Origin of the sequence: Massilia sp. UYP32, from assembly GCF_050434365.1 — a bacterium.
Taxonomy (GTDB): domain Bacteria; phylum Pseudomonadota; class Gammaproteobacteria; order Burkholderiales; family Burkholderiaceae_D; genus Telluria; species Telluria timonae.
Genome location: NZ_JBNDIK010000002.1, coordinates 278,504 through 303,110, shown reverse-complemented (window position 1 = coordinate 303,110; position 24,607 = coordinate 278,504). Strand labels below are relative to the sequence as shown.

The 24,607-nt window shown below is 68.2% G+C and carries 22 protein-coding genes; 17 read left to right on the top strand and 5 right to left on the bottom strand.

The genetic code is table 11. The features are described 5' to 3' along the window. Positions 1 to 99 precede the first annotated feature (99 nt). From hemN to ccoS, 4 genes are read left to right on the top strand one after another with little or no spacing between them, the layout of a single operon-like run. Complete coding sequence (gene hemN / locus ABIB42_RS02805) at positions 100 to 1,560, top strand: oxygen-independent coproporphyrinogen III oxidase (RefSeq protein ID WP_313632934.1); 1,461 nt, start codon at positions 100 to 102, stop codon at positions 1,558 to 1,560. 9 nt (positions 1,561 to 1,569) lie between these two features. Next, entirely contained in the window at positions 1,570 to 2,358 is a 789-nt protein-coding gene (locus tag ABIB42_RS02800; protein ID WP_005667203.1) for a sulfite exporter TauE/SafE family protein, read from the top strand. Further along, the gene (locus ABIB42_RS02795; protein ID WP_429247867.1) at positions 2,355 to 4,811 is read left to right on the top strand and encodes a heavy metal translocating P-type ATPase; all 2,457 of its coding nucleotides are present in this window, start codon (positions 2,355 to 2,357) and stop codon (positions 4,809 to 4,811) included. The genes ABIB42_RS02800 and ABIB42_RS02795 overlap by 4 nt, the downstream gene beginning before the upstream one ends. Positions 4,812 to 4,813: 2 nt before the next feature. Continuing rightward, positions 4,814 to 4,957 (top strand): cbb3-type cytochrome oxidase assembly protein CcoS, encoded by a 144-nt coding sequence (ccoS, locus tag ABIB42_RS02790; RefSeq protein WP_005667205.1) that lies wholly within the window; start codon positions 4,814 to 4,816, stop codon positions 4,955 to 4,957. Between the two features lie 45 nt (positions 4,958 to 5,002). Here the strand turns inward: ccoS and ABIB42_RS02785 are convergent, their stop codons facing one another. Beyond that, on the bottom strand, positions 5,003 to 5,401 hold the full coding sequence (locus tag ABIB42_RS02785) for a TraR/DksA family transcriptional regulator (protein WP_071362337.1): 399 nt from the start codon (positions 5,399 to 5,401) through the stop codon (positions 5,003 to 5,005). Between the two features lie 255 nt (positions 5,402 to 5,656). On the opposite strand from ABIB42_RS02785, the gene ccoN reads away from it, so the two are divergent. Genes ccoN through ABIB42_RS02755 form a run of 6 tightly spaced genes read left to right on the top strand, consistent with a single transcriptional unit; the run spans position 5,657 to position 10,850 of the window. Continuing rightward, entirely contained in the window at positions 5,657 to 7,117 is a 1,461-nt protein-coding gene (ccoN, locus tag ABIB42_RS02780) for a cytochrome-c oxidase, cbb3-type subunit I (protein WP_429247866.1), read from the top strand. A gap of 18 nt (positions 7,118 to 7,135) precedes the next feature. Further along, complete coding sequence (gene ccoO, locus ABIB42_RS02775) at positions 7,136 to 7,750, top strand: cytochrome-c oxidase, cbb3-type subunit II (protein WP_071362339.1); 615 nt, start codon at positions 7,136 to 7,138, stop codon at positions 7,748 to 7,750. Between the two features lies 1 nt (position 7,751). Beyond that, a complete protein-coding gene (locus ABIB42_RS02770) occupies positions 7,752 to 7,922 on the top strand; it encodes a cbb3-type cytochrome oxidase subunit 3 (protein ID WP_005667212.1) in 171 nt (56 codons plus the stop codon). 1 nt (position 7,923) lies between these two features. Further along, the gene (gene ccoP / locus ABIB42_RS02765; RefSeq protein ID WP_429247865.1) at positions 7,924 to 8,880 is read left to right on the top strand and encodes a cytochrome-c oxidase, cbb3-type subunit III; all 957 of its coding nucleotides are present in this window, start codon (positions 7,924 to 7,926) and stop codon (positions 8,878 to 8,880) included. Beyond that, on the top strand, positions 8,877 to 10,286 hold the full coding sequence (ccoG, locus tag ABIB42_RS02760) for a cytochrome c oxidase accessory protein CcoG (RefSeq protein ID WP_429247864.1): 1,410 nt from the start codon (positions 8,877 to 8,879) through the stop codon (positions 10,284 to 10,286). Before ccoP ends, ccoG begins: the two co-directional genes overlap by 4 nt. A 27-nt stretch (positions 10,287 to 10,313) precedes the next feature. Beyond that, the gene (locus tag ABIB42_RS02755; RefSeq protein ID WP_429247863.1) at positions 10,314 to 10,850 is read left to right on the top strand and encodes a FixH family protein; all 537 of its coding nucleotides are present in this window, start codon (positions 10,314 to 10,316) and stop codon (positions 10,848 to 10,850) included. Here ABIB42_RS02755 and ABIB42_RS02750 read toward each other — a convergent pair. After that, on the bottom strand, positions 10,831 to 11,781 hold the full coding sequence (locus ABIB42_RS02750; RefSeq protein ID WP_429247862.1) for an arsenic resistance protein: 951 nt from the start codon (positions 11,779 to 11,781) through the stop codon (positions 10,831 to 10,833). The two genes, ABIB42_RS02755 and ABIB42_RS02750, sit on opposite strands and share 20 nt — an antisense overlap. Before the next feature lie 113 nt (positions 11,782 to 11,894). Here ABIB42_RS02750 and ABIB42_RS02745 point away from each other — a divergent pair, with 113 nt between their 5' ends. After that, positions 11,895 to 12,269, top strand: a complete 375-nt coding sequence (locus tag ABIB42_RS02745) for a hypothetical protein (RefSeq protein WP_219864423.1) — start codon at positions 11,895 to 11,897, stop codon at positions 12,267 to 12,269. Here the strand turns inward: ABIB42_RS02745 and ABIB42_RS02740 are convergent. Then, on the bottom strand, positions 12,263 to 13,327 hold the full coding sequence (locus tag ABIB42_RS02740) for a S41 family peptidase (protein ID WP_312487213.1): 1,065 nt from the start codon (positions 13,325 to 13,327) through the stop codon (positions 12,263 to 12,265). The genes ABIB42_RS02745 and ABIB42_RS02740 overlap by 7 nt on opposite strands. Before the next feature lie 200 nt (positions 13,328 to 13,527). Between ABIB42_RS02740 and ABIB42_RS02735 the strand changes: the two genes are divergently transcribed. The 4 genes from ABIB42_RS02735 (at position 13,528) to ABIB42_RS02720 (ending at position 19,163) form a co-directional block, all read left to right on the top strand. Continuing rightward, on the top strand, positions 13,528 to 15,357 hold the full coding sequence (locus ABIB42_RS02735; protein ID WP_005667222.1) for a DUF885 domain-containing protein: 1,830 nt from the start codon (positions 13,528 to 13,530) through the stop codon (positions 15,355 to 15,357). A 233-nt stretch (positions 15,358 to 15,590) separates the two neighbouring features. Further along, positions 15,591 to 17,882 (top strand): catecholate siderophore receptor Fiu, encoded by a 2,292-nt coding sequence (locus tag ABIB42_RS02730; protein WP_429247861.1) that lies wholly within the window; start codon positions 15,591 to 15,593, stop codon positions 17,880 to 17,882. A gap of 99 nt (positions 17,883 to 17,981) precedes the next feature. Next, a complete protein-coding gene (locus tag ABIB42_RS02725) occupies positions 17,982 to 18,296 on the top strand; it encodes a hypothetical protein (RefSeq protein ID WP_429247860.1) in 315 nt (104 codons plus the stop codon). Between the two features lie 33 nt (positions 18,297 to 18,329). After that, a complete protein-coding gene (locus ABIB42_RS02720; RefSeq protein WP_429247859.1) occupies positions 18,330 to 19,163 on the top strand; it encodes a metallophosphoesterase in 834 nt (277 codons plus the stop codon). Here the strand turns inward: ABIB42_RS02720 and ABIB42_RS02715 are convergent, their stop codons facing one another. Then, positions 19,164 to 21,437, bottom strand: a complete 2,274-nt coding sequence (locus ABIB42_RS02715) for a penicillin-binding protein 1A (RefSeq protein WP_429247858.1) — start codon at positions 21,435 to 21,437, stop codon at positions 19,164 to 19,166. Between the two features lie 219 nt (positions 21,438 to 21,656). Here ABIB42_RS02715 and ABIB42_RS02710 point away from each other — a divergent pair, with 219 nt between their 5' ends. Then, positions 21,657 to 22,703: an SDR family oxidoreductase gene (locus tag ABIB42_RS02710; RefSeq protein ID WP_429247857.1), complete on the top strand. Its 1,047-nt coding sequence runs from the start codon at positions 21,657 to 21,659 to the stop codon at positions 22,701 to 22,703. Between the two features lie 62 nt (positions 22,704 to 22,765). Beyond that, positions 22,766 to 23,581, top strand: a complete 816-nt coding sequence (locus ABIB42_RS02705; RefSeq protein ID WP_429247856.1) for a transporter — start codon at positions 22,766 to 22,768, stop codon at positions 23,579 to 23,581. Between the two features lie 33 nt (positions 23,582 to 23,614). Here the strand turns inward: ABIB42_RS02705 and ABIB42_RS02700 are convergent, their stop codons facing one another. After that, positions 23,615 to 24,553 carry a DMT family transporter gene (locus ABIB42_RS02700; RefSeq protein WP_429247855.1) on the bottom strand — a complete coding sequence of 313 codons (939 nt, stop codon included), beginning with the start codon at positions 24,551 to 24,553 and terminating at the stop codon, positions 23,615 to 23,617. Positions 24,554 to 24,607: the final 54 nt, after the last annotated feature.

The window sequence follows — 24,607 nt, the reverse complement described above, 5'->3', positions numbered from 1 at the left end:
TGCATGTCAAGGATTTGCGTGAAGTAGATCAATAAACTGACCGCTAATCGTGCCACTTTGCATTTCGGCAAAGCGGCCAGCAGCTGGAGTACCTCAGTCATGTTCGCAGAAGTGCAAGCGGCGCCTCCCGCGCCGGTTCCCACCCGGTTCCCGTCCCAACCCGCCACCGTGCTCCACCCGGCCGTCGAATTCGATGGCGACCTGCTGGCCCGGCTCGGCAAGTCCGGTCCGCGCTATACGTCCTACCCGACGGCCGATCGCTTCAGCGCCGACTTCGGCTACCGCGACTACCTGCACGCGGTGGCCAGCGTGCGCACCCGCGGCAAGCGCCCGCTGTCGCTGTACCTGCACATCCCGTTCTGCGAAAGCGTGTGCTATTACTGCGCCTGCAACAAGATCGTCACCAAACGTCGCGACAAGGCGGCGACCTACCTGTCCTACCTGAAGCGCGAAGTCGAGATGCAAGGGCTGCTGTTCGCCGGCATGAACGAGGTCGAGCAGCTGCACTTCGGCGGCGGCACCCCCACTTACCTGTCGGACGAGCAGATGGGCGAGCTGATGGCGCACCTACGGCGCTGCTTCAGCTTCGCGCCCGACGAGCGCGGAGAGTACTCGATCGAGGTCGACCCGCGCACCGTCTCGACCGAACGCGTGCACTGCCTGCGGCGCCAGGGTTTCAACCGCATCAGCCTGGGCGTGCAGGATTTCGATCCAGACGTTCAGAAGGCGGTCAACCGGGTCCAGCCCGAGCGCGAGACGGTGGCCATCATCGACGCCGCGCGCGCCGCGGGTTTTCGTTCGGTGAGCATCGACCTGATCTACGGCCTGCCGAAGCAGACCCTGACCAGCATGACGCAAACCCTGGACAAGGTGATCGAGGCCGGCCCGGACCGGATCTCGGTCTACCACTATGCCCACATGCCGCACCTGTTCAAGCCGCAGCGGCGCATCCTGCAACAGGACATGCCGGACAGCGACACCAAGCTCAGGATGCTCCAGCTGTGCATCGAGCGCCTCGGCGCCGCCGGCTACGTGTACATCGGCATGGACCATTTCGCCAAGCCGGACGACGACCTGGCCGTGGCCCAGCGCCAGGGCCGCCTGCACCGCAACTTCCAGGGCTACTCGACCCACGCCGACGCCGACCTGGTGGCGTGCGGGGTGTCGAGCATCGGCGCGGTGGGCGCCACCTACAGCCAGAACGTCAAGACGCTCGACGAATACTACGACCTGATCGACCGGAACGAGTTGCCGGTCCAGCGCGGCATCCGCCTGTCGATGGACGACGCGCTGCGCCGCTCGATCATCCAGAAGCTGATGTGCCAGTTCGAGCTGTCGATCCCGGCCATCGAGCAGGCGTTCCCGATCGCTTTCGAACAGCACTTCGCCGGCGAGCTGGCCACGCTGCGCACGATGCAGGACGACGGCCTGGTGCAGGTCGGGCCGGAGTGGCTGACCGTCACGATGAAGGGGCGCCTGCTGATCCGCAACGTGTGCATGGTGTTCGACCGCTACCTCGCCCGGCCGGGCGAGGGCCCGCGCCATTCGCACACCGTCTAGGGCCGGTCGATGAGCGGCGTCAGCCTGTTCCCGGTGTTTCTGGTCGGCCTGGCCGGCAGCGTGCACTGCGCCGGCATGTGCGGCGGGATCGTCGGCGCGCTGTCGCTTCCGCGCGCGCCGGGCTTGGCCGCACGGGAACCGGCTTTCCCGGTGCCGGTGCGGACCGTCGCCGCGAGCGCGGGCGCCTCGCTCACCGGCGTGGGGGCCTATAACGCGGGGCGCATCGCCAGCTATATGACGGCCGGCGCGCTGGCCGGGGGATTGGCCGGCGGCGCGGCCTCGCTGGCGGCGTTGCCGGCCGTGCAGGCAGGCTTGTATTGGGCCGCGAACCTGATGCTGGTGGCGCTGGGGCTGTTCCTGATGGACGCCTGGCGCGGCCTGGCCCGCGTCGAGCAGGCCGGCCAGGCATTGTGGCGCCGTCTCGCGCCGCTGCTGCGGCGCATGAACGGCGTCGGGACCAGCGGCGCCCGAACCGGCGGCGTCCGCATGTTCGCGCTTGGCGCCCTGTGGGGCTGGCTGCCGTGCGGCATGGTGTACAGCGTGCTGGTGACGGCCATGCTGAGCGGCTCGGCGCTGGACGGCGCCGGCGTGATGCTCGCCTTCGGCCTGGGCACGCTGCCGATGCTGGCCGCGCTCGGCCTGGCGGGCGGGCGCCTGCGCGCGTTGATGGCGCGGCGCGCGGTGCGCCTGTGCTGCGGGTTTGCGATCCTGGCCTTCGGCATCCTCGGCCTGGCGCGCGCCGCCGGCGGCCTGCCGGCCGGCTGGATGCACGGGCTGTGTCTCGGGAGCCCGGCATGAGCGCGGTGCTCGAAGAAGCGGTGCGCGCCGCGGGCGGCGCCGCCACGGCTGCCGCGCGCAACGCGCCCGCAGGGTGTTTCCACTGCGGCTTGCCGGTGCCGCGCGACAGCGCCTGGCAAGCCACGATCGGCGGCGAGGTGCGGCGCATGTGCTGTCCCGGCTGCGCGGCGGCGGCCCAGGCCATCGTCGACGGCGGCTTCGCCGACTACTACGCGACCCGCACCGCCTACGCCGCCCAGGCCGACATCGAGGCCGCCAATGCGCCCGAGCTCGACCTGGTCGACGACGGCGATGCCGACGGCGCGGCCAGCTTCACGGTGGAGGGCATCCGCTGCGCCGCCTGCGTGTGGCTGATCGAGCGCCGCCTGCACGACTTGCCCGGGGTGCTGGACGTCGGCCTGAACGTGGCCACCGAGCGCCTGTTCGTGCGCTGGGATCCGTCCGGCTGCCGCGCCAGCGCCATCCTGCGCACGCTGCGCGCGATCGGCTACGTCGCCTATCCCTACGATGCGCGGCGCCACGGCGAGCAGCTCGAGCGCGCGCGCAAGCAGCTGTTCCGCCAGCTGTTCGTGGCCGGCCTGTCGATGATGCAGGTGATGATGTATGCGGTGCCGGTGTACATGGCCGACGAGGGCACGATGGACGCCGCGATGACGGCGCTGATGCACTGGGCCGCGTTGTTCCTGACCCTGCCGGCGGTGCTGTATTCGGCCCAGCCGTTCTTCAAGGGCGCCTGGCGCGACCTGCGGCGCGGCATGCCGGGCATGGACGTGCCGGTTGCGCTCGGGATCGGCGCCGCCTTCGCCGGCAGCCTGCAGGCGCTGGTCACCGGCAATGGCGACGTGTATTTCGATTCGGTGACCATGTTCGTGTTCCTGCTGCTGGGCAGCCGCTACCTCGAACTGGGCGCGCGCCGCAAGGCGGCCGGCGCGCTCGAGCGCCTGCAGCAGGGCTTGCCGCCGTCGGCGCTGCGCCTGCGCGGCGATCCACAGTTGCGTGACACCGAGCTGGTGACGGCCGGCAGCCTGCGGGTGGACGACCTGGTGCTGGTGCGCGCGGGCCAGGCGGCGCCGGCCGACGGCATGATCGTCGAGGGCGACACCGACGTCGACCTGGCGCTCCTGACCGGCGAGAGCCGCACCCAGCGCCGCGGCGTGGGCGACCTGGTGCCGGGCGGCGCGCTCAATGCGGGCAGCGCCATCGTGCTGCGCGTGACCTCGACCGCCCATGACAGCACGCTGGCGATGCTGGTGCGGCTGGTCGAGCGCGCGGGGCAGGGCAAGCCGGCGCTGGCCCTGTGGGCCGACCGGGTGGCGGCCTGGTTCGTGCTCGGTTTGCTGGCGCTGACCGTGCTGGCCTATTTCGCCTGGCTGCAGGTGGACCCTGGCAAGGCCTGGCAGGTGGCGATCGCGGTGCTGGTGGTGTCCTGCCCGTGCGCGCTGTCGCTGGCCACGCCGACCGCGCTGGCCGCCGCCACCGACCGCCTGTTGCGGCGCGGCGTGCTGTCGGTGCAGCCGCACACGCTGGAAACCTTCGACCGCGCCACCCATGTGGTGTTCGACAAGACCGGGACGCTCACCCATGGCCGGCCGGTGCTGCGCCAGACCCTGCCGGTGGGCAGCCTGACCGGCTTCGACTGCCTGCGCATCGCCGCCGCGCTGGAGGCCGACAATCCGCATCCGCTGGCGCTGGGAATCCGCGAGGCGGTCATCGCATCGCCCGCCGAGGCCGCGCGCGCCGAACGCACGCAGTTCACGATCGGGCAGGGCGTCGAGGGCTGGGTCGATGGGCGTTACTACCGCCTGGGCAACGTCGCCTGGGTCGCCGGCGTGGCCGGCGGCGTGGCGCGCGTGGCGGCGCCGGTGGGCGCCACCTCGGTCTGGCTCGGCAGCAGCGAAGGCTGGCTGGCGCGCTTCGACCTGGCCGACGGCCTGCGGGCCGACGCCGCCGAGGTGGTGCGCCGCATCCGCGCCAGCGGCAAGACGGTGATCCTGCTCAGCGGCGACGAGCAGCATGCGGCGCAGGCCGTGGCGGCCCGCCTGGGCATCTCGACCGCCATCGGCGGCAAGCTGCCGCAGGAGAAGCTGGCCTATGTACGGCGCCTGCAGCAGGATGGCGCGATCGTGGCGATGGTCGGCGACGGCATCAACGACGCGGCAGTGCTGCGCGGGGCCGACGTCTCGTTCGCGATGGGGCGCGGGGCCGAACTGGCGCAGCTGCATGCCGACGGGGTGCTGATGGGCGACAGCCTGGCGCCGCTGGCCGACACCCTGGACACGGCGCGCCGCACGCTGGCGGTGATCCGCCAGAACCTGGCCTGGGCCACGGTCTACAACGTGGCGGCGATTCCAGCGGCGGCGACGGGGTTGTTGAATCCCTGGCTGGCGGGGATCGGCATGGCGGCCAGCTCGGCCGTGGTCGTGCTCAATGCGCTGCGCTTGCGAAGGGATTAGCGATGGAAGCCTTGTATTTGCTGGTGCCGCTCAGCGTGCTGGTGGTGGGGGTGGCCTTGTGGGTGTTCTTCGGGGCGGCCGAGAGCGGGCAGTTCGACGATCTGGAAGGGCCGGCGTATCGCGTCTTGCAGGATGATGATCGGTAGGGTCGGAGGCATGGCCGCCGACCCTGCGTACGCCACGGCGACGGATCACATCGTCGGTCCGCGCCCGGTGTGGGTTTCCTTCTCGATGCGGTCCTGGCATTCGATGCAGGTGCGCACCGTCGGCGTGGCCAGCAGGCGCCCGTCCGGGATCTCGCGGCCGCACGACTCGCAGATGCCGGCGCCGCCGGCCTCGAGCTTGCCGAGGGCGACGTCGATCTCGTGCAGCGTGTTCGCATCGTGTTCGGCCAGGTGGACCTGGTCGTGGCTGATCATCTCGGCGGTCACGCGGTCGTCGCCCGGCACCTCATGTGCGAGCGGCCCGATCTGGGGAGCGTCACCCTCGTCGGCCGTGGTGCGCGAACGAACGGCGCCGAGCAGGTCTTCGCGCGCTTGATGCAGGCGCTTGGACATTTCTTCGTGAACGGATTGGGAAAGAGGCGGCATAGCGATTCCTTATTGGTGAGTGAGGAAAAGCCCCCCGGACTGTGGCGGGCCGTCTAGTTTTGGACCTGATTCATCTCAAAACGATGCCCATGGAATCGTGGAAGAAAGCGTCGCAGCTCAGCGCACAACAGGCTACGACAGACGTTCCCCATACTCTATCCATCAAGGAACATTTTGATACACATCAAGGATTTTTAAGGTTCGTAAACGCACACTCCTGGCTGTCACTACATCGTGTCATTTCAGGAGAGCATCTTGGACAGCAGTCTAAACTATAACTACAAGATCGTGCGCCAGTTTGCGATTGCGACCGTGGTCTGGGGCGTGATCGGCATGGCGGCAGGGGTGTTCATCGCGGCCCAGCTGGCCTGGCCCGCGCTCAACTTCGACATCCCATGGCTCAGCTACGGACGCCTGCGTCCGCTGCACACCAACGCGGTCATCTTCGCCTTCGGCATCTGCGGCCTGTTCGCCACCTCGTACTACGTGGTGCAGCGCACCTGCCAGGTGCGCCTGTTCTCCGACAAGCTGGCCGCGTTCACCTTCTGGGGCTGGCAGGCGGTGCTGCTGTGCGCCGCGGTCACGCTGCCGATGGGCTTCACGCGCGGCAAGGAATACGCCGAACTCGAATGGCCGATCGCGATCCTGATCGCCATCGTCTGGGTCGCCTACGCCGTGGTGTTCTTCGGCACCCTCGTCAAGCGCAAGGTCAAGCACATCTACGTCGCCAACTGGTTCTTCGGCGCCTTCATCCTGGCGGTCGCCATCCTGCACATCGTGAACGGCATGACGTCGCCAGCCTCGTTGATGAAATCGTATTCGGTGTACTCGGGCGTGCAGGACGCCATGATCCAGTGGTGGTACGGCCATAACGCGGTCGGCTTCATCCTCACCGCCGGCTACCTGGGCATGGTCTATTACTTCATTCCGAAGCAGGCCGAGCGCCCGGTGTACTCATACCGCCTGTCGATCGTGCACTTCTGGGCCCTGATCTTCACCTATATGTGGGCCGGTCCGCACCACCTGCACTACACCGCGCTGCCCGACTGGACCCAATCGCTGGGCATGGTGTTCTCGATCATCCTGCTGGCGCCGTCGTGGGGCGGCATGATCAACGGGATCATGACCCTGTCGGGCGCCTGGCACAAGCTGCGCTCCGACCCGCTGCTGAAATTCATGATCGTCTCCCTGTCGTTCTACGGCATGGCCACCTTCGAGGGCCCGATGATGTCGATCAAGACCATCAACGCGCTGTCGCACTACACCGACTGGACCGTCGCCCACGTCCACGCCGGCGCCCTGGGCTGGGTCGGCTTCATCACCATGGGCTCGATCTACTACATCATCCCGCGCGTCGCCGGCAAGAAGCAGATGCACAGCGTCGCCATGGTCGAAACGCATTTTTGGGTCGCCACCATCGGCGTCGTCCTCTACATCGCCTCGATGTGGATCGCCGGCGTGATGCAGGGCCTGATGTGGCGCGCGGTGAATGCCGACGGCACCCTGACCTATACCTTCGCCGAAAGCGTCAAGGCCACCTGGCCCTACTACGTGATCCGCGTGACGGGCGGCGCCCTGTACCTGTGCGGCATGGTGCTGATGGCCTGGAACACCTGGATGACGATGCGCGGCACGAAGAGCGTCGACGTGCCGATCCCGCTCGGGCCGAAGAATCCGCGCGGCGTGGTTGACGCCGAGCATGTCGTCCCAGCCTAAAGAAACCAGGAGTCTGCAATGAAATTCACCCATGAGTGGATCGAGAAGAATGTGTGGCTGCTGATCGGCCTCGTCCTGCTGGTCATCTCCTTCGGCGGCCTGGTCGAGATCGTGCCGCTGTTCTTCCAGAAGTCGACCACCGAACCGGTCGCCGGCCTGAAACCCTATTCGCCGCTGCGCCTGGCCGGCCGCGACGTCTACATCCGCGAGGGCTGCTACGGCTGCCACTCGCAGATGATCCGGCCGCTGCGCGCCGAGACCGAGCGCTATGGCCACTACTCGGTGGCCGGCGAGTCGGTCTACGAGCACCCGTTCCAGTGGGGCTCCAAGCGCACCGGCCCCGACCTGGCGCGCGTGGGCGGCCGCTACAGCGACGAATGGCACCGCACCCACCTCGACAATCCGCGCGACGTGGTGCCCGAATCGAACATGCCGGCCTATCCGTGGCTGGCCACGACCAAGCTGATCCCGGCCGAGATCATGCCGAAGATGCGCGCGCTGCGGCGCGTCGGGGTGCCCTATACCGACGCGGAGATCGCGGAAGCACCGAAAGACCTGGTCGACAAGACCGAGCAGGACGCGCTGGTCGCCTACCTGCAGGGCCTGGGCACCCAGATCAAGACGAGGAACTGAGATGGCAATCCAACAGATATTCGACGACGCCAGCAGCGTCATGACCGTGATCAGCTTCGCGACCTTCATGGGCATCGTGGGCTGGACCTACCTGCTGCACAAGGGCAGCGATTTCGACGCGGCGGCGCGGCTGCCGTTCGCGGACGGCGCCGACCAGGGCGAGGAGCATTGACATGGCCGACTTCTTCAACGACTTCTGGCACTACTACGTCGCGGTGATCACGGTCCTGTCGATCGCCGGCTGCGCCATCCTGCTATGGTCGCAGTCCAAGTTCAAGGTCAGGCTCGACGCCGCCGGCAAACCTGAGATGACCACCGGCCACGTATGGGACGAAGACCTCACGGAGCTCAACACGCCGATGCCGCGCTGGTGGATCGTGCTGTTCTGGCTGTCGATCCTGTTCGCTTGCGCCTACCTGGTGATGTATCCGGGCCTGGGCGCCTGGCGCGGCACCCTGGGCTGGAACCAGGTGAGCGAGTACCAGGCCGAACTGAAGCAGGCCAGGCTTGACTATGGCCCGCTGTTCGAGCAGTACAGGAAGCTCGACCTGAAAGCGGTGGCCGCCGACCCGCAGGCCCACGCGATCGGCGAGCGCCTGTTCCTGACCTATTGCTCGCAATGCCATGGTTCGGATGCGCGCGGCAGCAAGGGCTTCCCGAACCTGGCTGACGCCGACTGGCTGCATGGCGGCGAGCCGGACGCCATCAAGACGACGATCATGAACGGCCGCACCGGCATGATGCCGCCGATGGGCGCCGCGCTGGGCTCGGACAAGGACGTCGAGAGCGTGGCCCACTACGTGCGTTCGCTGTCCGGCCTGTCGGCCGATCCCATCAAGGTCGCCTTCGGCAAGCCGAAGTTCGCCACCTGCGTGGCCTGCCACGGCGCCGACGGCAAGGGCAATGCGATGCTGGGCGCGCCGAACCTGGCTGACAAGACCTGGCTCTATGGCGGCAGCGTCGAGACCGTGATGGAGACGATCCGCAAGGGCCGCACCAACACCATGCCGGCCTTCGGCGACTTCCTGGGCGAAGAGAAGGTCCACGTGCTGGCGGCCTATGTGTGGAGCCTGTCGAATCCGACCTCACCGGCGTCAAGCATTCCCACGAAAGCGACGGCAGCAAAATGACAGACCCTGCTGGAGCGCCGCGCGAAGCGATCGTCCGCATGTACGCCGCGCGGGAAGACATCTTCCCGCGCGAGATCGAGGGACGCTACGCCACGCTGCGCTGGGCCTGCGTCTGGCTGACGCAGATCCTGTTCTACGGCCTGCCGTGGTTGAACATGAACGGCCGCCAGGCCGTCCTGTTCGACCTGGCCAGCCGCAAGTTTTACCTGGCAGGCATGGTGTTCTGGCCGCAGGACTTCATCTACCTGGCGGCGCTGCTGATCGTGTGCGCCTATGGCCTGTTCCTGGTCACCGCGGTAGCGGGCCGCGTCTGGTGCGGCTTCGCCTGCCCGCAGACGGTCTACACCGAGATCTTCCTGTGGATCGAACGCAAGATCGAAGGCTCGCGCAGCAGCCAGCTGCGGCTCGCGCGCCAGCCGTGGAATGCCGAAAAGATCTCCAGGCGCGGCGCCAAGCACCTGTCGTGGGGCGCGGTCGCGCTCTGGACCGGCTTCACTTTCGTCGGCTACTTCGCCCCGATCCGCTCGCTGGGCGGCGAAATCGCGGCCTTCGGCCTGGGGCCGTGGGAAACCTTCTGGATCCTGTTCTACTCTCTCGCCACCTACGGCAACGCCGGCTGGCTGCGCGAGCAGGTCTGCAAGTACATGTGCCCGTATGCGCGCTTCCAGAGCGCGATGTTCGACAAGGACACGCTGATCGTCACCTACGACGCCGAACGCGGCGAGCCGCGCAGCGGCCGCAGGAAGGGCGAAGCGCAGGCGCGCGCCGGCAACAGCGGCGACTGCATCGACTGCAGCCTGTGCGTGCAGGTGTGCCCGACCGGCATCGACATCCGCAAGGGCTTGCAATATGAGTGCATCGGCTGCGCCGCCTGCGTCGACGCCTGCAATATCGTGATGGACAAGGTCAGCAAACCGCGCGGCCTGATCCGCTATGCGACCGAGAACGGCCTGGTGCAAAAGCTCGGCGCGCTCGAGATCCGGCGCCGCATGCTGCGTCCGCGCGTGCTGGTCTACGGCGCGGTGCTGGCCATGCTGGTGGCGGCGATGGGCACGTCGCTGGCGCTGCGCAATCCGCTCAAGCTGGACGTGATCCGCGACCGCGGCTCGATGGGGCGCGAAGTCGAGGATGGCCGCATCGAGAACGTCTACCGGCTGCAGGTGATGAACACGAGCGAAGCGCCGCAGACGCTGCGGGTGAGCGTGAGCGGCATTCCCTCGGCCACGGTGGTGGATGACGGCGCCATCGCAATGGAAGGCGCCACCACGCGCGCGGTGCCGGTGCGGGTACGCGTCGACCCGGGCGCCGGCAAGCCGGGGTCGAACAAGATCGAGTTCACGGTGCGCTCGCTGAGCGATCCGGACTTGAGCGTGAGCGAAGGCGCCGCATTCATCGTGCCGAAGTAGAAGCGTGACATGAGCAAGGAGAAGGACATGCAAGCGACCAACCCCAACTTCCCGCAGCAGGCGGCGCCGTGGTACAGGCACCGCTGGCCGTGGTTCCTGATGATCGGCCCGGTGGCCGTGATGATCGGCACGGGCGTTTCGGCCTGGCTCGGCGCGCAACAGCCGGATGCGATGGTGGTGGCCGATTACTACAAGCAGGGCAAGGCCATCAACCAGGACTTGCGGCGCGACCGCGTCGCCACCGAGCTGCTGCTTTCCTTCGAGGCCAGCCACGATGCGCAGGCGGGGCGCCTGAACGGACGCCTGGCCAGCGGCGGCCAGCCGGTGGTGGCGCCATTCCACATCCGGCTGGCGCATCCGACCCTGCCGGAGCGCGACCTGGCGCTGGAGGCGCTGCCCGATGCGCAGGGCCGCTTCTCGGCCACGCTGCCGATCCTGGAGGCGACCCACTGGCAGGTGGTGGTGGAGGGCGCGGCGCGCGACTGGCGCCTGGCGCGCAGCTGGAGTCCGGCGAAGCAGGCGCTCTTGATAATCGAGGCCGACGCTAGCCCAGACGCGCGATGAGGCGCACGTAGACCAGCTCCGCGATCAGCTCGACCAGCGTCTGCGTCACGATGATCGCCGGCAGCAGCGGCACCGCGCCCGGCACGGCCAGCGCCAGCGGCAGTACCACCAGCGAGTTGCGGGTGGCGCCGCTGAAGGCGACCGCGCGGCCGGCGGGCGTGGCGAGTCGGAACAGGCGCGCCACCAGCCAGCCGGCGGGCGGGGCCAGCAGCGCGAAGGCGGCATAGACGGGCGCCACCCGCAGCGCCGCATCGAGCGCCTGGCCGAGCTGCGGAAGCACCGACGCCACCACGATGAACAGCACCAGCGCCGTGGCCGGCACCGGCAGCAGGCCAAGGATTGTCGACGCACGCGCGCCGGCCTGGCTGCGTGCGGCCCAGAGCTGCAGCGCGACCGCCAACAGCAACGGCGCGGCGATCAGCCACACGAAAGCGTCGATGAAGGGGCCGGGCTGGACCAGGTCGGCCGCTCCAATGCCGAGCAGGATGCGCAGGTAGACCGGCAGCATCAGCATCTGGGCGACCAGCAGGACGGGCGTCGCCGCCAGCAGCAGGCGCGCATCGGCGCGGCCGAGGTGGGAAAAGGTGACCACGTAGTCGATGCAGGGCGCCAGCAGCACCAGCAGGACTCCCAGCCGAATCAGCGGATCGCCTGGCACGAAGGGCAGCAGGCCGGCGACCAGCAACGGGATCACGGCGAAGTTGGTCACCAGCAGCGCGCCCAGGAAGCGCGTGTGGGTAAAGGCGCGTCCCAGTTCGGCCAGCGGCACCTGCAGGAAGGTCACGAACAGCATGAAGGCCAGGGCAGGGTTGACCGCGGGCTTCAGGGCCGTGGTCCCCGGCAGCGCCAGCGCTGCCAGCGCGGCCAACGCCACCGTCGCGAAATAGATGCCGATCTGCTTGTTTTCGAGCTTGTCCCGGATGTGCTGCATGCGGTGTGGTCGCTTTCTTCGTGGAGGCCAAGCCGGCATTATACGGAGCGCGCACCTGCCCCGAGATGGTCGTGAGGTAAGATGCCGCCCAATGCGATTCATCGGGAGTGCAAGTGCGGTACCGGAACTTGTCGTTGTACTGGCTGGCGATCGGCGTCCTGGGGATGCTGGCGTTTCGCGTGCCCTTCGTCGGCTTTGCGCTCGGCATCGGCGCGCTGCTGTACTTCGTGTATGCGATTCCCTACTGGCTGCTGTTCGTGGTGTTCTTCCACCAGCGTCCATACAGCCGCGTGGTGTTCGGCATGGCGCGCCGCACTTTCGCGATCCGGCTCGCGCTGGGGGCAGCGGTGGTGTGCGTCGGCAGCCTGCTGCTGGGGTGGAAAGTGCTGGCCTGCCTTGGCGCGGCCGTGCTGTATTACTGCGGCGAGATCGAACTCAAGGAGCGGATGATCGCCGCCGCGCAAGGTGACGTCGACCGCCCTCAGTGACGGCAGAGCGGCGAGGACTGGGCCGCCCATGTCGCAGCATGCAGCAGCGTCTCCCTCGCCGATTCTCCCTGCCTCGTCGGAACCTCGGGCGCGATGCCGCCGCGGATGACAGGCGCGTCGCCGACCGCGTAGCGCGACGTCGTCAGCGCCAGCATGGAGCCGTCCGCCATCCGGTGCGCGACATTGGCGGTCGTCGCCCCGAACGAGGTCTGGCCGAAGGTGCGCGTGCGCGGGCCCTCTCCCATCAGGGCGACCAGCAGCATTTCCCCGGCGCTGCTGGTGCGCTGGTCGACGAAGACGGCCAGCGGCGCGCCGGCGAAGCGCTGCAGCGGATTGTCCGCGCGCCCCCCGTATAGGGTTTCCATCTCGCGCAGTTGCAGCGGCTTGACGAAGGCCGTGCGCGCGCCGTCGCGTGCGACCAAGGCCGCCGCATTGGCCGGGCCGAACAGCGGATGCATGGCGATGAAAGGCGGCCAGGCGTTCCCGCCGAGCTGGGCGCTCAGGTCGATCACGAGGGCGCAGGCCTTGTCCGTCCCCGGCGTCGTCGCATAGTCCGCGTGGAAGCGCTGCAGGAAGAGCGGCGCTTCGGTCTGCAGGTCGCCCATGCTCTGGGGCGGCGTCCAGTGCAGCACCTGGCCGTGCGCGGTCAGGACCAGCGCGAAGGACGACGCCGTCCCTTGCGCGCGTGCGTTCGCCAGGCCTTGCTGGACCCGGCGCCCGCTCGACGGCGCCCGGATGGACGAGTGGCCATCGGCGTCGAGGGTGGCAAGCAGCGCGTTCACCTGCTGCCACAGCGACTGGCGATCGACCTGCGCTCCCGCATCGTCGAGCGCCGCCAGCAGCCGCGCCTTGGCGCTCGCGTATTCGTCCCGCTTGCGCGGGTACAGGCCTTCGGACTCGACCAGCTGGATGGTCTGCTGCACGACGGCGCGCGCGGTTTGCGCCGGGATCGGATCCCGCATGGCAGGCGCCTGCGCCAGTGCGTTCGGCAAGATCAGCAACGCCCCCGACGCCATTGCGATGGCGCTGCTCCACTTTCCATGCCTGCCTGCCGTCATGCCCGCTCCTTTCGTCTGGTCCAGTCGTGATCGTAGCCGCGAGCTGTCATGCAGTGAGAGTAAATTGCGACCGGATGTAAGACGCCGTACGTACGCCGCGCGACAACACCGGCGTTGTCGATCTGTTTACTTCCATGTTAGATTCCTTGGCGGCAATTGCTACCCGCTGCAGATAATCAACCACAAGGAAGACACCCGAGATGCCATCGACCCGCCAGCGCAGCCTGCGCGCCACCATCGCCGCCCTGTTCATCCCCGCCATGCTCGCCGGCGTGTCGCTGCCAGCGGTGGCTGCGCCGGCCGCCACCCAGGCCGCCGCCGTCGCCCCCTACAAGGCCTTCGACGCCTGGAGCGACAAGTTTGCCGAGGACTGGGTGCGCCTGAGCCCGCAACTGGCGACCTCGACCCAGTACTTCAGCGGCGCCGAGCAGGCCAGGCTGGACCGCGAACTGACCCCCTTGAGCGCGGCGCACCGCCAGAAGTCCGTCGCGATGGCGCGCGAAGGCGTCAAGCGCCTGGACGGCTTCAAGTCGCAGCCCCTGAACGAGACCCAGAAGATCTCGGCGGCGGTGATGCGCTGGTCGCTGCAGAACGTGATCGCCAACGAGCCGTTCGAAGACCACGCCTTCGTGTTCTCGCAGTTCAGCGGTCCGCAGATCGGCCTGGTCAACTTCATGACCAACACCCACCCGATGCGCAACGCGGCCGACGTCGACAGCTACCTGGCGCGCCTGGACCAGGTGGCGGTCCGTCTCGACGAGGCGCTGGCGCGCGCCAAGGGCGCGGCAAGCAAGCAGATGATTCCTCCGCGCTTCATCCTGGAGCGCGCCCAGTTCCAGGTCGACCACTTCCTCAAGCCGGCCGCCTCTGACAACGTGCTGGTGACCACGCTGGCCCAGCGCACCGCCGAGATGAAGGACCTGTCGCCGGAGGCGCGCAGCGCCGCCATCGCGCGCGCGACCGGCATCGTCGAGCAGAAGATCCGTCCTTCCTACACCCGCGTGCAGGCCTTCATGGCCGAGATCCACCCGAAGACCGGCATTGTTGCCGGCATCTCGCGCCTGCCGAACGGCGCCGCCGCCTACAAGCGCGCGATCGAGAATTTCACCAGCACCCAGCTCACCGCCGACGAGATCCACACGATCGGCCTGCGCGAAGTGGCGCGTATCGAAGCCGAGATGGACAAGCACCTGCGCTCGCTCGGCCTGGCCGACGGCAACATCGAAACCCGCATGAAGCAGCTCGACGCGCGCTTCCAGCCGAAGGGCGAGGGCGATCCGCGCCCGGCGATCATCGCCAGCTACAACGAGATGGTGCGCGACGCCGAGCGCAGGAGCGCCTCGCTGTTCAACCTCAAGCCGCGCGCGCCGGTCGACGTGCGCCGCGTGCCGCCGCTGACCGAGCCGTCGGCCGCCGCCCACTACACCCTGCCGGCGCCGGACGGCAGCCGTCCGGGCATCTTCTGGGTGCCGCTGCGCGGCCCGACCTTCGACATGATCCGCATGCGCAGCCTGGCCTACCATGAGGCGGTGCCGGGCCACCACTTCCAGCTCGCCATCCAGCAAGAGATGAGCGACCTGCCGAAGTTCCGCAGCCAGCGCATCTTCAGCGGCGGCAGCGCCCACTCGGAAGGCTGGGCGCTGTATACCGAGCGCCTGGCGGTGGAGCAGGGCTGGTACAAGGACGACGTCCCGGGCCTCCTGGGCGCGCTGGGTTCGGAGCTGTTCCGCGCCCGCCGCCTGGTGGCCGACACCGGCCTGCACACCAAGGGCTGGACCCGCCAGCAGGCGATCGACTACGGCATGGGCGCCCAGGAAACCGAGCGCTACGTCGTGTGGCCGGGCCAGGCCAATGCCTACATGATCGGCATGCTGCGCATCCTGGAATTGCGCGAGAAGGCGCAGAAGGAACTGGGCGACAAGTACTCGCTGCCGGCCTTCCACGACCTGGTGCTGGGCGCCGGCTCGGTGCCGCTCGACGTGCTGGGCGAGCTGGTCGATAACTGGATCGCGCAGCAGAAGAAGGCTTGACGCCGGCCGCATGCGGCGAGCGCCGCATGCCCAACAGTTGAACAACGTCCCCGCCATGAGCGGGGACGTTTGCTTTCTGCTACTGGCAAACGGCCCAGGCGAACCCGGTCAAGTGTGTGGCGAGAACGCGAATGATAATGATTATCGTTTACATGTATTGACGTTCTCGGTAGAATCATTGTTTTACTTGCAGTGTTTCATCACATATCACTTCTGAGAGAGACCGCCTCGCCATGAAAGCAATAAAAAGCCGCAAGCACCCCATCACCCGCAGCCAGCTCGCGGGCACCGCACTGGCCGCGGCCCTGCTGCCGCTCGGCGCGCACGCCGCCGCCGACGCCACCGCTGCCACCGCCGCCACCGCCACTGCAGCGCCTGCCTCCGTCGCTCCGCAATCGACCGTCGAAGTCGTCGGCAATTACGAAAACCCTTTCCGCGCCGAGAACGCCTCGTCGCCCAAGTACACCGAGCGCCTGGTCGACACCGCCCAGACCGTGCAGGTGATCAAGAAGGAGCTGTTCGAGCAGCAGGGCGCCCTGACCCTGACCGAGGCGCTGCGCAACACCCCCGGCGTCGGCGCTTTCTTCCTGGGCGAGAACGGCAACACGAATACCGGCGACGCGATCTTCATGCGCGGCTTCGACACGTCCGGCAGCATCTACGTCGACGGCGTGCGCGACGTCGGCTCGATCTCGCGCGACGTGTTCAACCTGGAGCAGATCGACGTGCTGAAAGGCCCGGCCGGCACCGACAACGGCCGCAGCGCGCCGACCGGCTCGGTCAACCTGGTGACCAAGAAGGCGAATCTCACCGACCTGGTGACCACCGCGATCACTGGCGGCAGCGGCGAGCAGAAACGCATCACGCTGGATGCCAACAAGGTGCTGGACGAACAGCGCGGCATCGCCGTGCGCCTGAACGTGCTGGCCCAGGATTCGGGCAGCGCCGCGCGCGACGTGGTCGAGAACAAGCGCTGGGCGGTGGCGCCGAGCATCGGCTTCGGCCTGAACGGCCCGACCCGCGTGCACCTGGACTACCTGCACGTCGACCAGAACAACATCCCCGATGGCGGCGTGTACGTGATCGGCCTGCCGGGCTACACCAGCCCGGACCGCGCCAAACCCTGGGTCGCCGACGCCCCGAAGGTCGACCCCAAGAACTTCTACGGCTCGGTCGATGATTACGACGACGTGAAGGCCGACATGGCCACCGTGCGCATCGAGCACGACTTCTCGCCGACCATGAAGCTGCAGAACACGAGCCGCTACGGCAAGACCAGCCAGGACTACCTGCTCACCGCCTTCCTCACCAGCGCCGCCAACCTCGCCACGCCGGTCGAGGCCGACCCGAGTACCTGGACCCTGGCGCGCAGCATCCGCACCGGCAAGGACCAGGAAAACAAGATCCTCACCAACGTCACGACGCTGACCAGCCAGTTCGACACCGGCGCCGTGTCGCACACCCTGGTGACGGGCCTCGAAATCACCAGCGAACGCCAGACCACCTGGGGCTTGACGGGCCTGGGCACGCTGCCGCCCGCGAACATCTACCATCCCGACCCGAACCAGGCGCCGACCACGCCGGTCGACGTGCGCCGCACCGGCGCCTACAACGAGGGCGAGGTCGACACCCAGAGCGTGTACGTGTTCGACACCGTCAAGGTCGGCGAACGCTGGATCTTCAATGGCGGCGTGCGCCTCGACCACTTCCGCGGAGATTATTCGGTGGTGGCATTGACCAATAACGTGCTGACTTCGACCCGCTTCAAGGTCGGCGATAACCTGGTCAACGGCAAGCTGTCGGCGCTGTACAAGCCGACCGCCAACAGTAGCGTATATGCGATGGTGGCCAGTTCCAAGCAGCCGCCGGGCGGCAGCTTCACCGTGTCGGGCAACGCCAACAGCGCCCAGAATCCGATCTACGATCCGCAAAAGACGGTCACCACCGAAGTAGGCGGCAAGCTCGACCTGCTGAAATCCAAGCTGTCGCTGTCGGCCGCGCTGTTTCGCACCGAGGTCGAGAACGAGGTCGAGCAGGATCCGGTCGACCAGCAGTGGTACCAGACCGGCGAGAAGCGGGTGCAGGGTGTGGAGCTGGGCGCGACCGGCGAACTGGCGCCGCACTGGCTGCTCAGCGCCGGCTACCTGTACATGGACACCAGCGTGGAGCGCGGCCGCAACGTCACCGCCGCCGGCGAGAACAGCCTGACCTATACGCCGAAGCAATCGTTCACCGCCTGGACCTCGTATGACCTGCCATGGGGCCTGCGCATCGGCGGCGGCGCGCGTTTTTCCGACAAGCTGGCGCGCGGCACCGACGGCGCGATCGGCACCCCGCTGTACACCGAATCGTACTGGGTGTTCGACGCCATGGTCGGCTACAAGGTCAGCAAGCACGTCGACCTGCGCCTGAACGTGTACAACATCGGCGACGAAAAGTATGTCGCGGCCATCAACAAGAGCGGTTACCGCTATACGCCGGGGACTCCGCGCTCGGCCAGCCTGACGGCGAACGTGCGCTTCTGATCGGCTAGCGGACCATGGGGCGGGCCAGCGGTGCGGGTCAGCCGTGCGTCAGCGCCGGCCCGCTTCTGCTATGTTGAGCCCACCTTCATGGGGGACGACATGGAACGATTCCTGATCATCTATCGCGGCGCATCGGAGCCGGGCGAGCGCCAGGAAGATCGCTGGCGCGCCTGGTTCGGCGCCCTGGGCCCGGCCTTGCTCGATCCGGGCAGCCTGACGCAGGACAGCGTCGAGATCCCGAGCCGCCTGATCGGCCCCAAGCTGTCCGGCAGCTCGCTGTCGGGCTACTCGGTGATCGAGGCGGCGGATTTCAATGCCGTCGTGCGCATGGTCCAGGATTGCCCGGTCTTCGACGAGCGCGGCTCGGTCGAGATCGCGCGCCTGGGGGCGGGGTTCGGCGCAAGCCCAGGCTGAAGAAGGGCGGCGCCTGCGGTATACTCGGCGCCCATGCGCATCCAGCTTTTCTCCGACCTGCACCTCGAACGCTATCCCGGCTTCCAGCCGCTCATCCTGCCGGACACCGACGTCGTGGTGCTGGCCGGCGACATCGGCTCCTACCAGGCCGGCTCGCGCCTCGAGACCGAGGATTTCGGACTCGAGCGCTTCTCTCCCGCGTTGCCGGCGCTGGCGGGCAAGCGGGTGCTGTTCATTCCCGGCAACCACGAATTCGATTCGCTCGACCACGACGCCACCCATGCGCGGCTGCGCGCCACCTGCGAGCGGCTCGGCATCGTCTGGCTCGACCGCGAGATCGTCGTCATCGATCACGTGCGCTTCATCGGCACCACCTTGTGGAGCGACTTCGACGCCCTGGCGCTGCGCGACACCGACCTCACCAAACAGATGCAGCAGCGTAACAAGGCGTTCCGCGCGGCGAACTACTACCTGAGCAAGAACACGACCCTCAAGAATGGCGAGCAGGTGCTGGCCGAAGGCATCCGCGCCATGTCGCTCGACTGCCAGGCCTGGCTGCGCGCGGCGCTGGCCACGCCGTTCGAGGGCAAGACGGCGGTGGTCACCCATTTCGCCCCGAGCCTGATGAGCGCCGACCCGCGCTATGGCCTCACGCCCGGCACAGCGGGCTTCTGCAACGCGCTCGACGACCTGTTCAAGCACGCGCAGCTGTGGATGCACGGCCACCTGCACTGCCTGAACGACTACGTGGTCGAGGGGCGCGATGGCCCCCTGTCCTGGTCATGCCGGGTGGTGGCCAATCCGCTCGGCTACCTGAGCAAGGGCGAGCAGGAGGCTTTTCGTCCCGAGCTGCTGATCGAGATCTGATCAGCGCGGCGGCTCTTCGCCGCTGGAAGAGAGCGTGCCGATCAGCGTCTCGAAGCCGTCGGCCGCCTCCGGCACCTGTTCCTGTTCCGCATACTCGGCATACACCCAGTCGCCGCCGGCGCGCGCCACGCCTTCCGGCGGCAGCGGCTCGTGCTGCGGCGTCCTGGCCAGCGCGACGCGCATGAAGTCGACCCACATCGGCAGCGCCAGGGTCGAGCCGAACTCGCGGCCGCCGAGCGAGCGCGGTTCGTCGTAACCCATCCAGGCCACCGCCGCCACCTGGCCGCCGTAGCCGGCGAACCAGCCATCGACCGCATTGCTGGTGGTGCCGGTCTTGCCGGCCAGGTCGGCCCTTTGCAGCTGGCGCGAGGCCGCCGCCGCGGTGCCGACGCGGGTGACGTCGCGCAGCATGCTGTCGACGATGAAGGCGTTGCGCTCGTCCAGCACCCGGGCGCTTTCCTGTCTCGGCTGCGGCGCCGCATGCTCGAACACGACCCTGCCGTCGCCATCCTGGATGCGCGCGATCAGCCACGGTTCCACGCGGTAGCCGCCGTTGGCCAGCACCGCGTAGGCGCCGGCCATCTGCAGCGGCGTGACGGCGCCGGTGCCCAGGCCGAGCGTCAGGTTGCGCGGCTGGCGCGCGGGGTCGAAGCCGAAGCGCGCCAGGTGCGCGCGGGCGTAGTCGACGTCCAGCGCGCGCAGCATGCGCACGGTGGGCACATTGCGCGAGCGCGACAGCGCATGGCGCACCGTGACCGGGCCCTCGAACACATTGTCGTCGTTGCGCGGCGACCAGTTGGCATAGGCCTTCTCGGCGCTGAAGTCGAGCGGCTCGTCGAGGATCTGCGTGCCGGGGAAGAAGCCGCGTTCCAGGCCGGCGGAATAGACGAAGGGCTTGATGCTCGATCCCGGCTGGCGCCAGGCCTGGGTCACGTGGTTGAACTTGTGGATTGAGTGATCGAAGCCGCCGACCAGCGCGCGGTAGGCGCCGGTCCCGGTGTCGAGCGCGACGAAGGCGGCGGCAACCTCGGGCAGCTGGGCGATCGATGGAGAGCCGTCGGTGGCCCTGGCCAGCCGGATGACGGCGCCGGGCGCCAGTTTCATCGCGGCCTTGGCCTTGCTCGACAGGGCGCCGGCGGCGAAGGCCAGGCCCGGGCCGGTGACCTCAACAGCGTCGCCGTTGGCGAGCAGGGCGCGCACACGCCTTGGCGTTGCGGCGACGACGACCGCCGGCGCCAGGCCGGCAACAAACGGACGTTTCTGCAGGGCGGCGGCAATCGCGTCCTTTCTTTCTTCGGCGCCGGCCGGCAGCGCGATACGCGCCTCCGGGCCGCGGTAGCCGTGGCGGCGGTCGTAGGCGAGCACGTTGCGGCGCACCGATTCGTGGGCCGCATCCTGTTCGGCGGCCACGATGGTGGTGGTGACCGTGATGCCGCGTTCGTAGGCCGCCTGGCCGAAGCGGGCATGGACCGCCTGGCGCGCGATCTCGGCGACCCAGGCGGCGCGCGGATTCAGGGTGGCGCCATCGCTGCGCACCTGCAGGCGTTCGGCCAGGGCGCGCCGGTACTGGGGCTCGGTGATCAGCGCCAGTTCGCGCATGCGCTTGAGGACGACCTGCTGGCGCTTGCGGGCCGCCTGCGGATTCGACACCGGATTGCTGCTGGACGGGTTCTGCGGCAGGCCGGCCAGCATCGCGATCTCGGCCAGGGTCAGGTCCGGCAGCGGTTTGCCGAAGTACGTGCGCGCCGCGCTGGCGAAGCCGTAGGCGCGCTGGCCGAGATAGATCTGGTTCAGGTAGACCTCGAGGATCTGGTCCTTGGAGAGCGCCTTCTCGATTTTATAAGCCAGGGCAACCTCGGTCAGCTTGCGCGGCAGCGTCTTGTCGCGCGACAGGAAGAAGTTGCGCGCGACCTGCATCGTGATGGTGGACGCGCCCTGGCTGCCGAAGTCGGCGAGATTGGCCTTGGCCGCGCCGAGCGCGCGGATCCAGTCGACGCCGCCGTGCTCGTAGAAGCGGGTGTCCTCGATCGCCAGCACGGCCGATTTGAGCAGCGCCGGCATCTTGGCCACCGAGACGAACTCGCGCCGCTCGGCGCCGAATTCGCCGATCAGCACCTTGTCGGCGGTGTAGACGCGCAGCGGGATCTTCGGCCGGTAGTCGGTGACGGCCTGGATGTCGGGGACGTCCGGCAGGATCGAGGCGCCGGCCACGTGCGGGGCGGTCGCGAGCAGCAGGGCGGAAAGCAGGATGACGAGGGAGCGACGTGGTTTCATGGCGGTTTTCGTGGACGGTTGGTCGAACGCGGCCGATCTTACTGTCGCGCGGCGCCCGGGTCATGCGAAAAGGCCGAGGTAGCGCGACACGCCCCTGCGCAGGGCGGCTGGCGCTACCTTGGACATGCCTTCGGCGAGGGGCGCATTCGTGGCACGGGACGACGCTGGACGCACGGAACGGGTATCCTTGCGCCAGTCAGTTTTCATGAGGAGAGATGGATGAGCACCAGGTATAGCGCATTGGTCGTCGGCGCCAGCGGCATCATCGGCAATGCGGTCGTACGCGAGCTGCACGGACGGCCGGAATGGCAGGTGCGGGCCTTGCCCCGCACTTTCGTGGACGGCGTCGAGAGCATCAAGGTCGACCTGACCGACGCCCAGGCCACCGCTCGCGCCCTGGAAGCGGCGCGCGACACGACCCACGTGTTCTACGCCGCGCTCAAGGGCGGGACCGACCTGCTCGACGAGGAGCGGATCAACGGCGGCATGCTGCGCAACCTGCTCGACGGCCTGACGTCGGTCGGCGCCCCGCTGCAGCGCGTGGTGCATTATCAGGGCGCCAAGGTGTATGGCGTGCACCTCGGCGATGCCCAGGCGCCGTTCTACGAGGACGACCCGCGCCACATGACGCCCAACTTCTATTACGCCCAGGAAGACCTGCTGCGCGAGCGCGCCGCCGCCGGCGAGGTCGAATGGTCGATCCTGCGGCCCGACGTGGTGGTGGGCGACATCGCCGGCAATCCGATGAATATCGCGATGGTGATGGGCATGTTCGCCGCGCTCAGCAAGGACGCCGGCGCGCCGCTGCGCTTCCCGGGGACGGACAAGGTGTACTCGGGCGTGCTGGCCCAGACCACCGATGCCGACTGGATGGCGCGCGCCAGCGTATGGGCCGCGCTCGATCCGGCGGCGCGCGGCGAAGCCTTCAACCTGGTCAACGAGCCGTTCCGCTGGGAGCGCGTATGGCGCCAGGTCGCGGCGGCCTTCGACATGGAGGTGGGGCCGCCGCAGCCGTTCTCGCTGGCGAGGCAAATGCCGTTGAAGGCGGCGGCGTGGGAGCGCATCGTGCAGCGCCATGGCCTGCAGTCGATGCCTTACGAGAAGCAGGTCGGCTGGTGGTTCGGCGACTTCGTGTTCAATACCGAGTTCGACATGGTGTCGGACATGGGCAAGATCCGGCGCGCCGGTTTCACCGAAGCGGTGGAGCCCGGCGCGACGATCGTCAGCGCCATCGAGCGGCTGCGCGCCGCCCGCTGGCTGCCTTGAAGCGGCAACTGGCGCCGGCTCGACCTTCGCATAACCATGTCCAACCTCGTTTATCCGACCGCATGATGTTTCCATCAACCCTTACGCGCCCGCGCCGCCAGGCGGCGTTCCTGGTGCTGGCCTGCAGCGCCCAGTTCGCCCACGCCGACGACGGCGATGTCATCAATCCCGACCGCCCCAACGTCGCCAATTCCAGCCAGGTGGTCGGTGATGGCCGCCTGCAGCTCGAGATCGGCGTCAACTGGGATCGCCAGCGCAACGACGACCTGCACCTGCGCACCTTGAGCACGCCGGCGCTGCTGCGCATCGGCCTGGGCGACACGACGGAACTGCGCATCGAGACCGATGGCCGCAGCATCGAGCACGAGCTCGATCCGGCTAGTCGCGCGCGCACCACGACTGCGGGCTGGAACGCCGTGTCGATCGGATTCAAGTGGCATCTTGCCGACGGCGAGGGCGTACATCCGGCCCTGGGGCTGATCGGCTCAGCGGCGCTGCCAAGCGGCAGCTCGGCGCTGCGGGTCAAGGGTGTGCTGCCGCAGCTGGTGCTGGCGGCCGAGTGGGATCTGCCGAAAGGCTGGTCATTGGCCGTGACGCCGGGCGCCGGGGCCGATGTCGACGATGACGGCGCGCGCTACCACTACGGCATCCTGGCGGCGTCGCTGGGCAAGAAATTCACTGAACGCGTCCAGGGATTCCTTGAAGTGGCGGCGCCGCAGATCGCGTCCGCATCGCATGGCGGCGACCGGATGCAGGTCGACGCCGGCGTAAGCTGGCGCCTGAACAGGAACTGCCAGGTCGATGCGATGGTGGTGCATGGGTTGAATCGACAGACGCCCGACCTGAGCCTGGCGTTCGGGCTGTCGGTGCGGCGCTGAGGTCGCCGCAGTTTCAACGCTGCGCCGACAGGATCAGTGCGCGCCCCGGTGCGCCGACGCGCACGAGACCACGCCCGCGACCAGCAACGCCAGGGCGGCGGTCTCGAACCCGCTCGGCCAGCGCGCCTCCCACAAGAAGCCGTACAAGGCCGCGAAGATGGTCTCGAACACGATCATCTGGCCCATCAGGCTCAGGGGCAGCGCGCGGCTGGCATGGTTCCACAGGGCGTTGCCGACCACCGAGCACAGGATGGCGACCGTGGTGACCAGGGCGCCGAACTGCATCCAGGCCGGCAGCGTGTGCGCGCCCGGCGCCAGCACGAAGGCCGGCACCGCCAGCGCCAGGGCCATCAGCCCGGTGACCACGCCCACCAGCAGGTTCCATTCATGCGGCGAGATCCCCTCGATGCGCGCCAGCCAGCGGCTGTTGTGCACCGCGAAGAGGGTCCATGACACCAGCGCGCCGAAGGCGCATGCCAGTCCGGCGGCCGAGCCGGGGCCGGACGCCGACAGCGACTCCCAGCCGATGCAGGCCAGGCCGGCGCCGCTCAGCAGCAGCGACGGCAGCAGGCGGCGCAGCGGCACCGCTTGCCGGTCGCGCGAACCGACCAGGGTGACCGCGATCGGCAGCAGCCCGATCACGATCGAGGCCATGGCCACGCCACCCGACTGGACTGCGTTGGCGAGGAACAGGTAGTAGACGATGTTGCCGGTGAGGCTGAGCCAGATCAGGCTGCGCCAGGCCGGCCAGCCGAGATGGCGGCGCAGCCGTCCCCAGGCCGGGTAGATGAGGAGGGCGGCGACCAGGCCATAGGCCAGGTAGCGCCCGGCCGAGAGCTGGATCGGCAGGAATCCGGGCGCCAGTTCCGGCGCCAGGAAGACCAGGCCCCAGAGCGCGCCGGCGGCGATGCCCGCGCCGATGCCGAGCAGGGTGGAGCGGGACAGCCCGCCCGCGCCAGTAGCGATGTACATGATGAATCTCCTTTGAAGAGATTCTCGGATCCGGACGTGGGTCCGGTCTTGGCC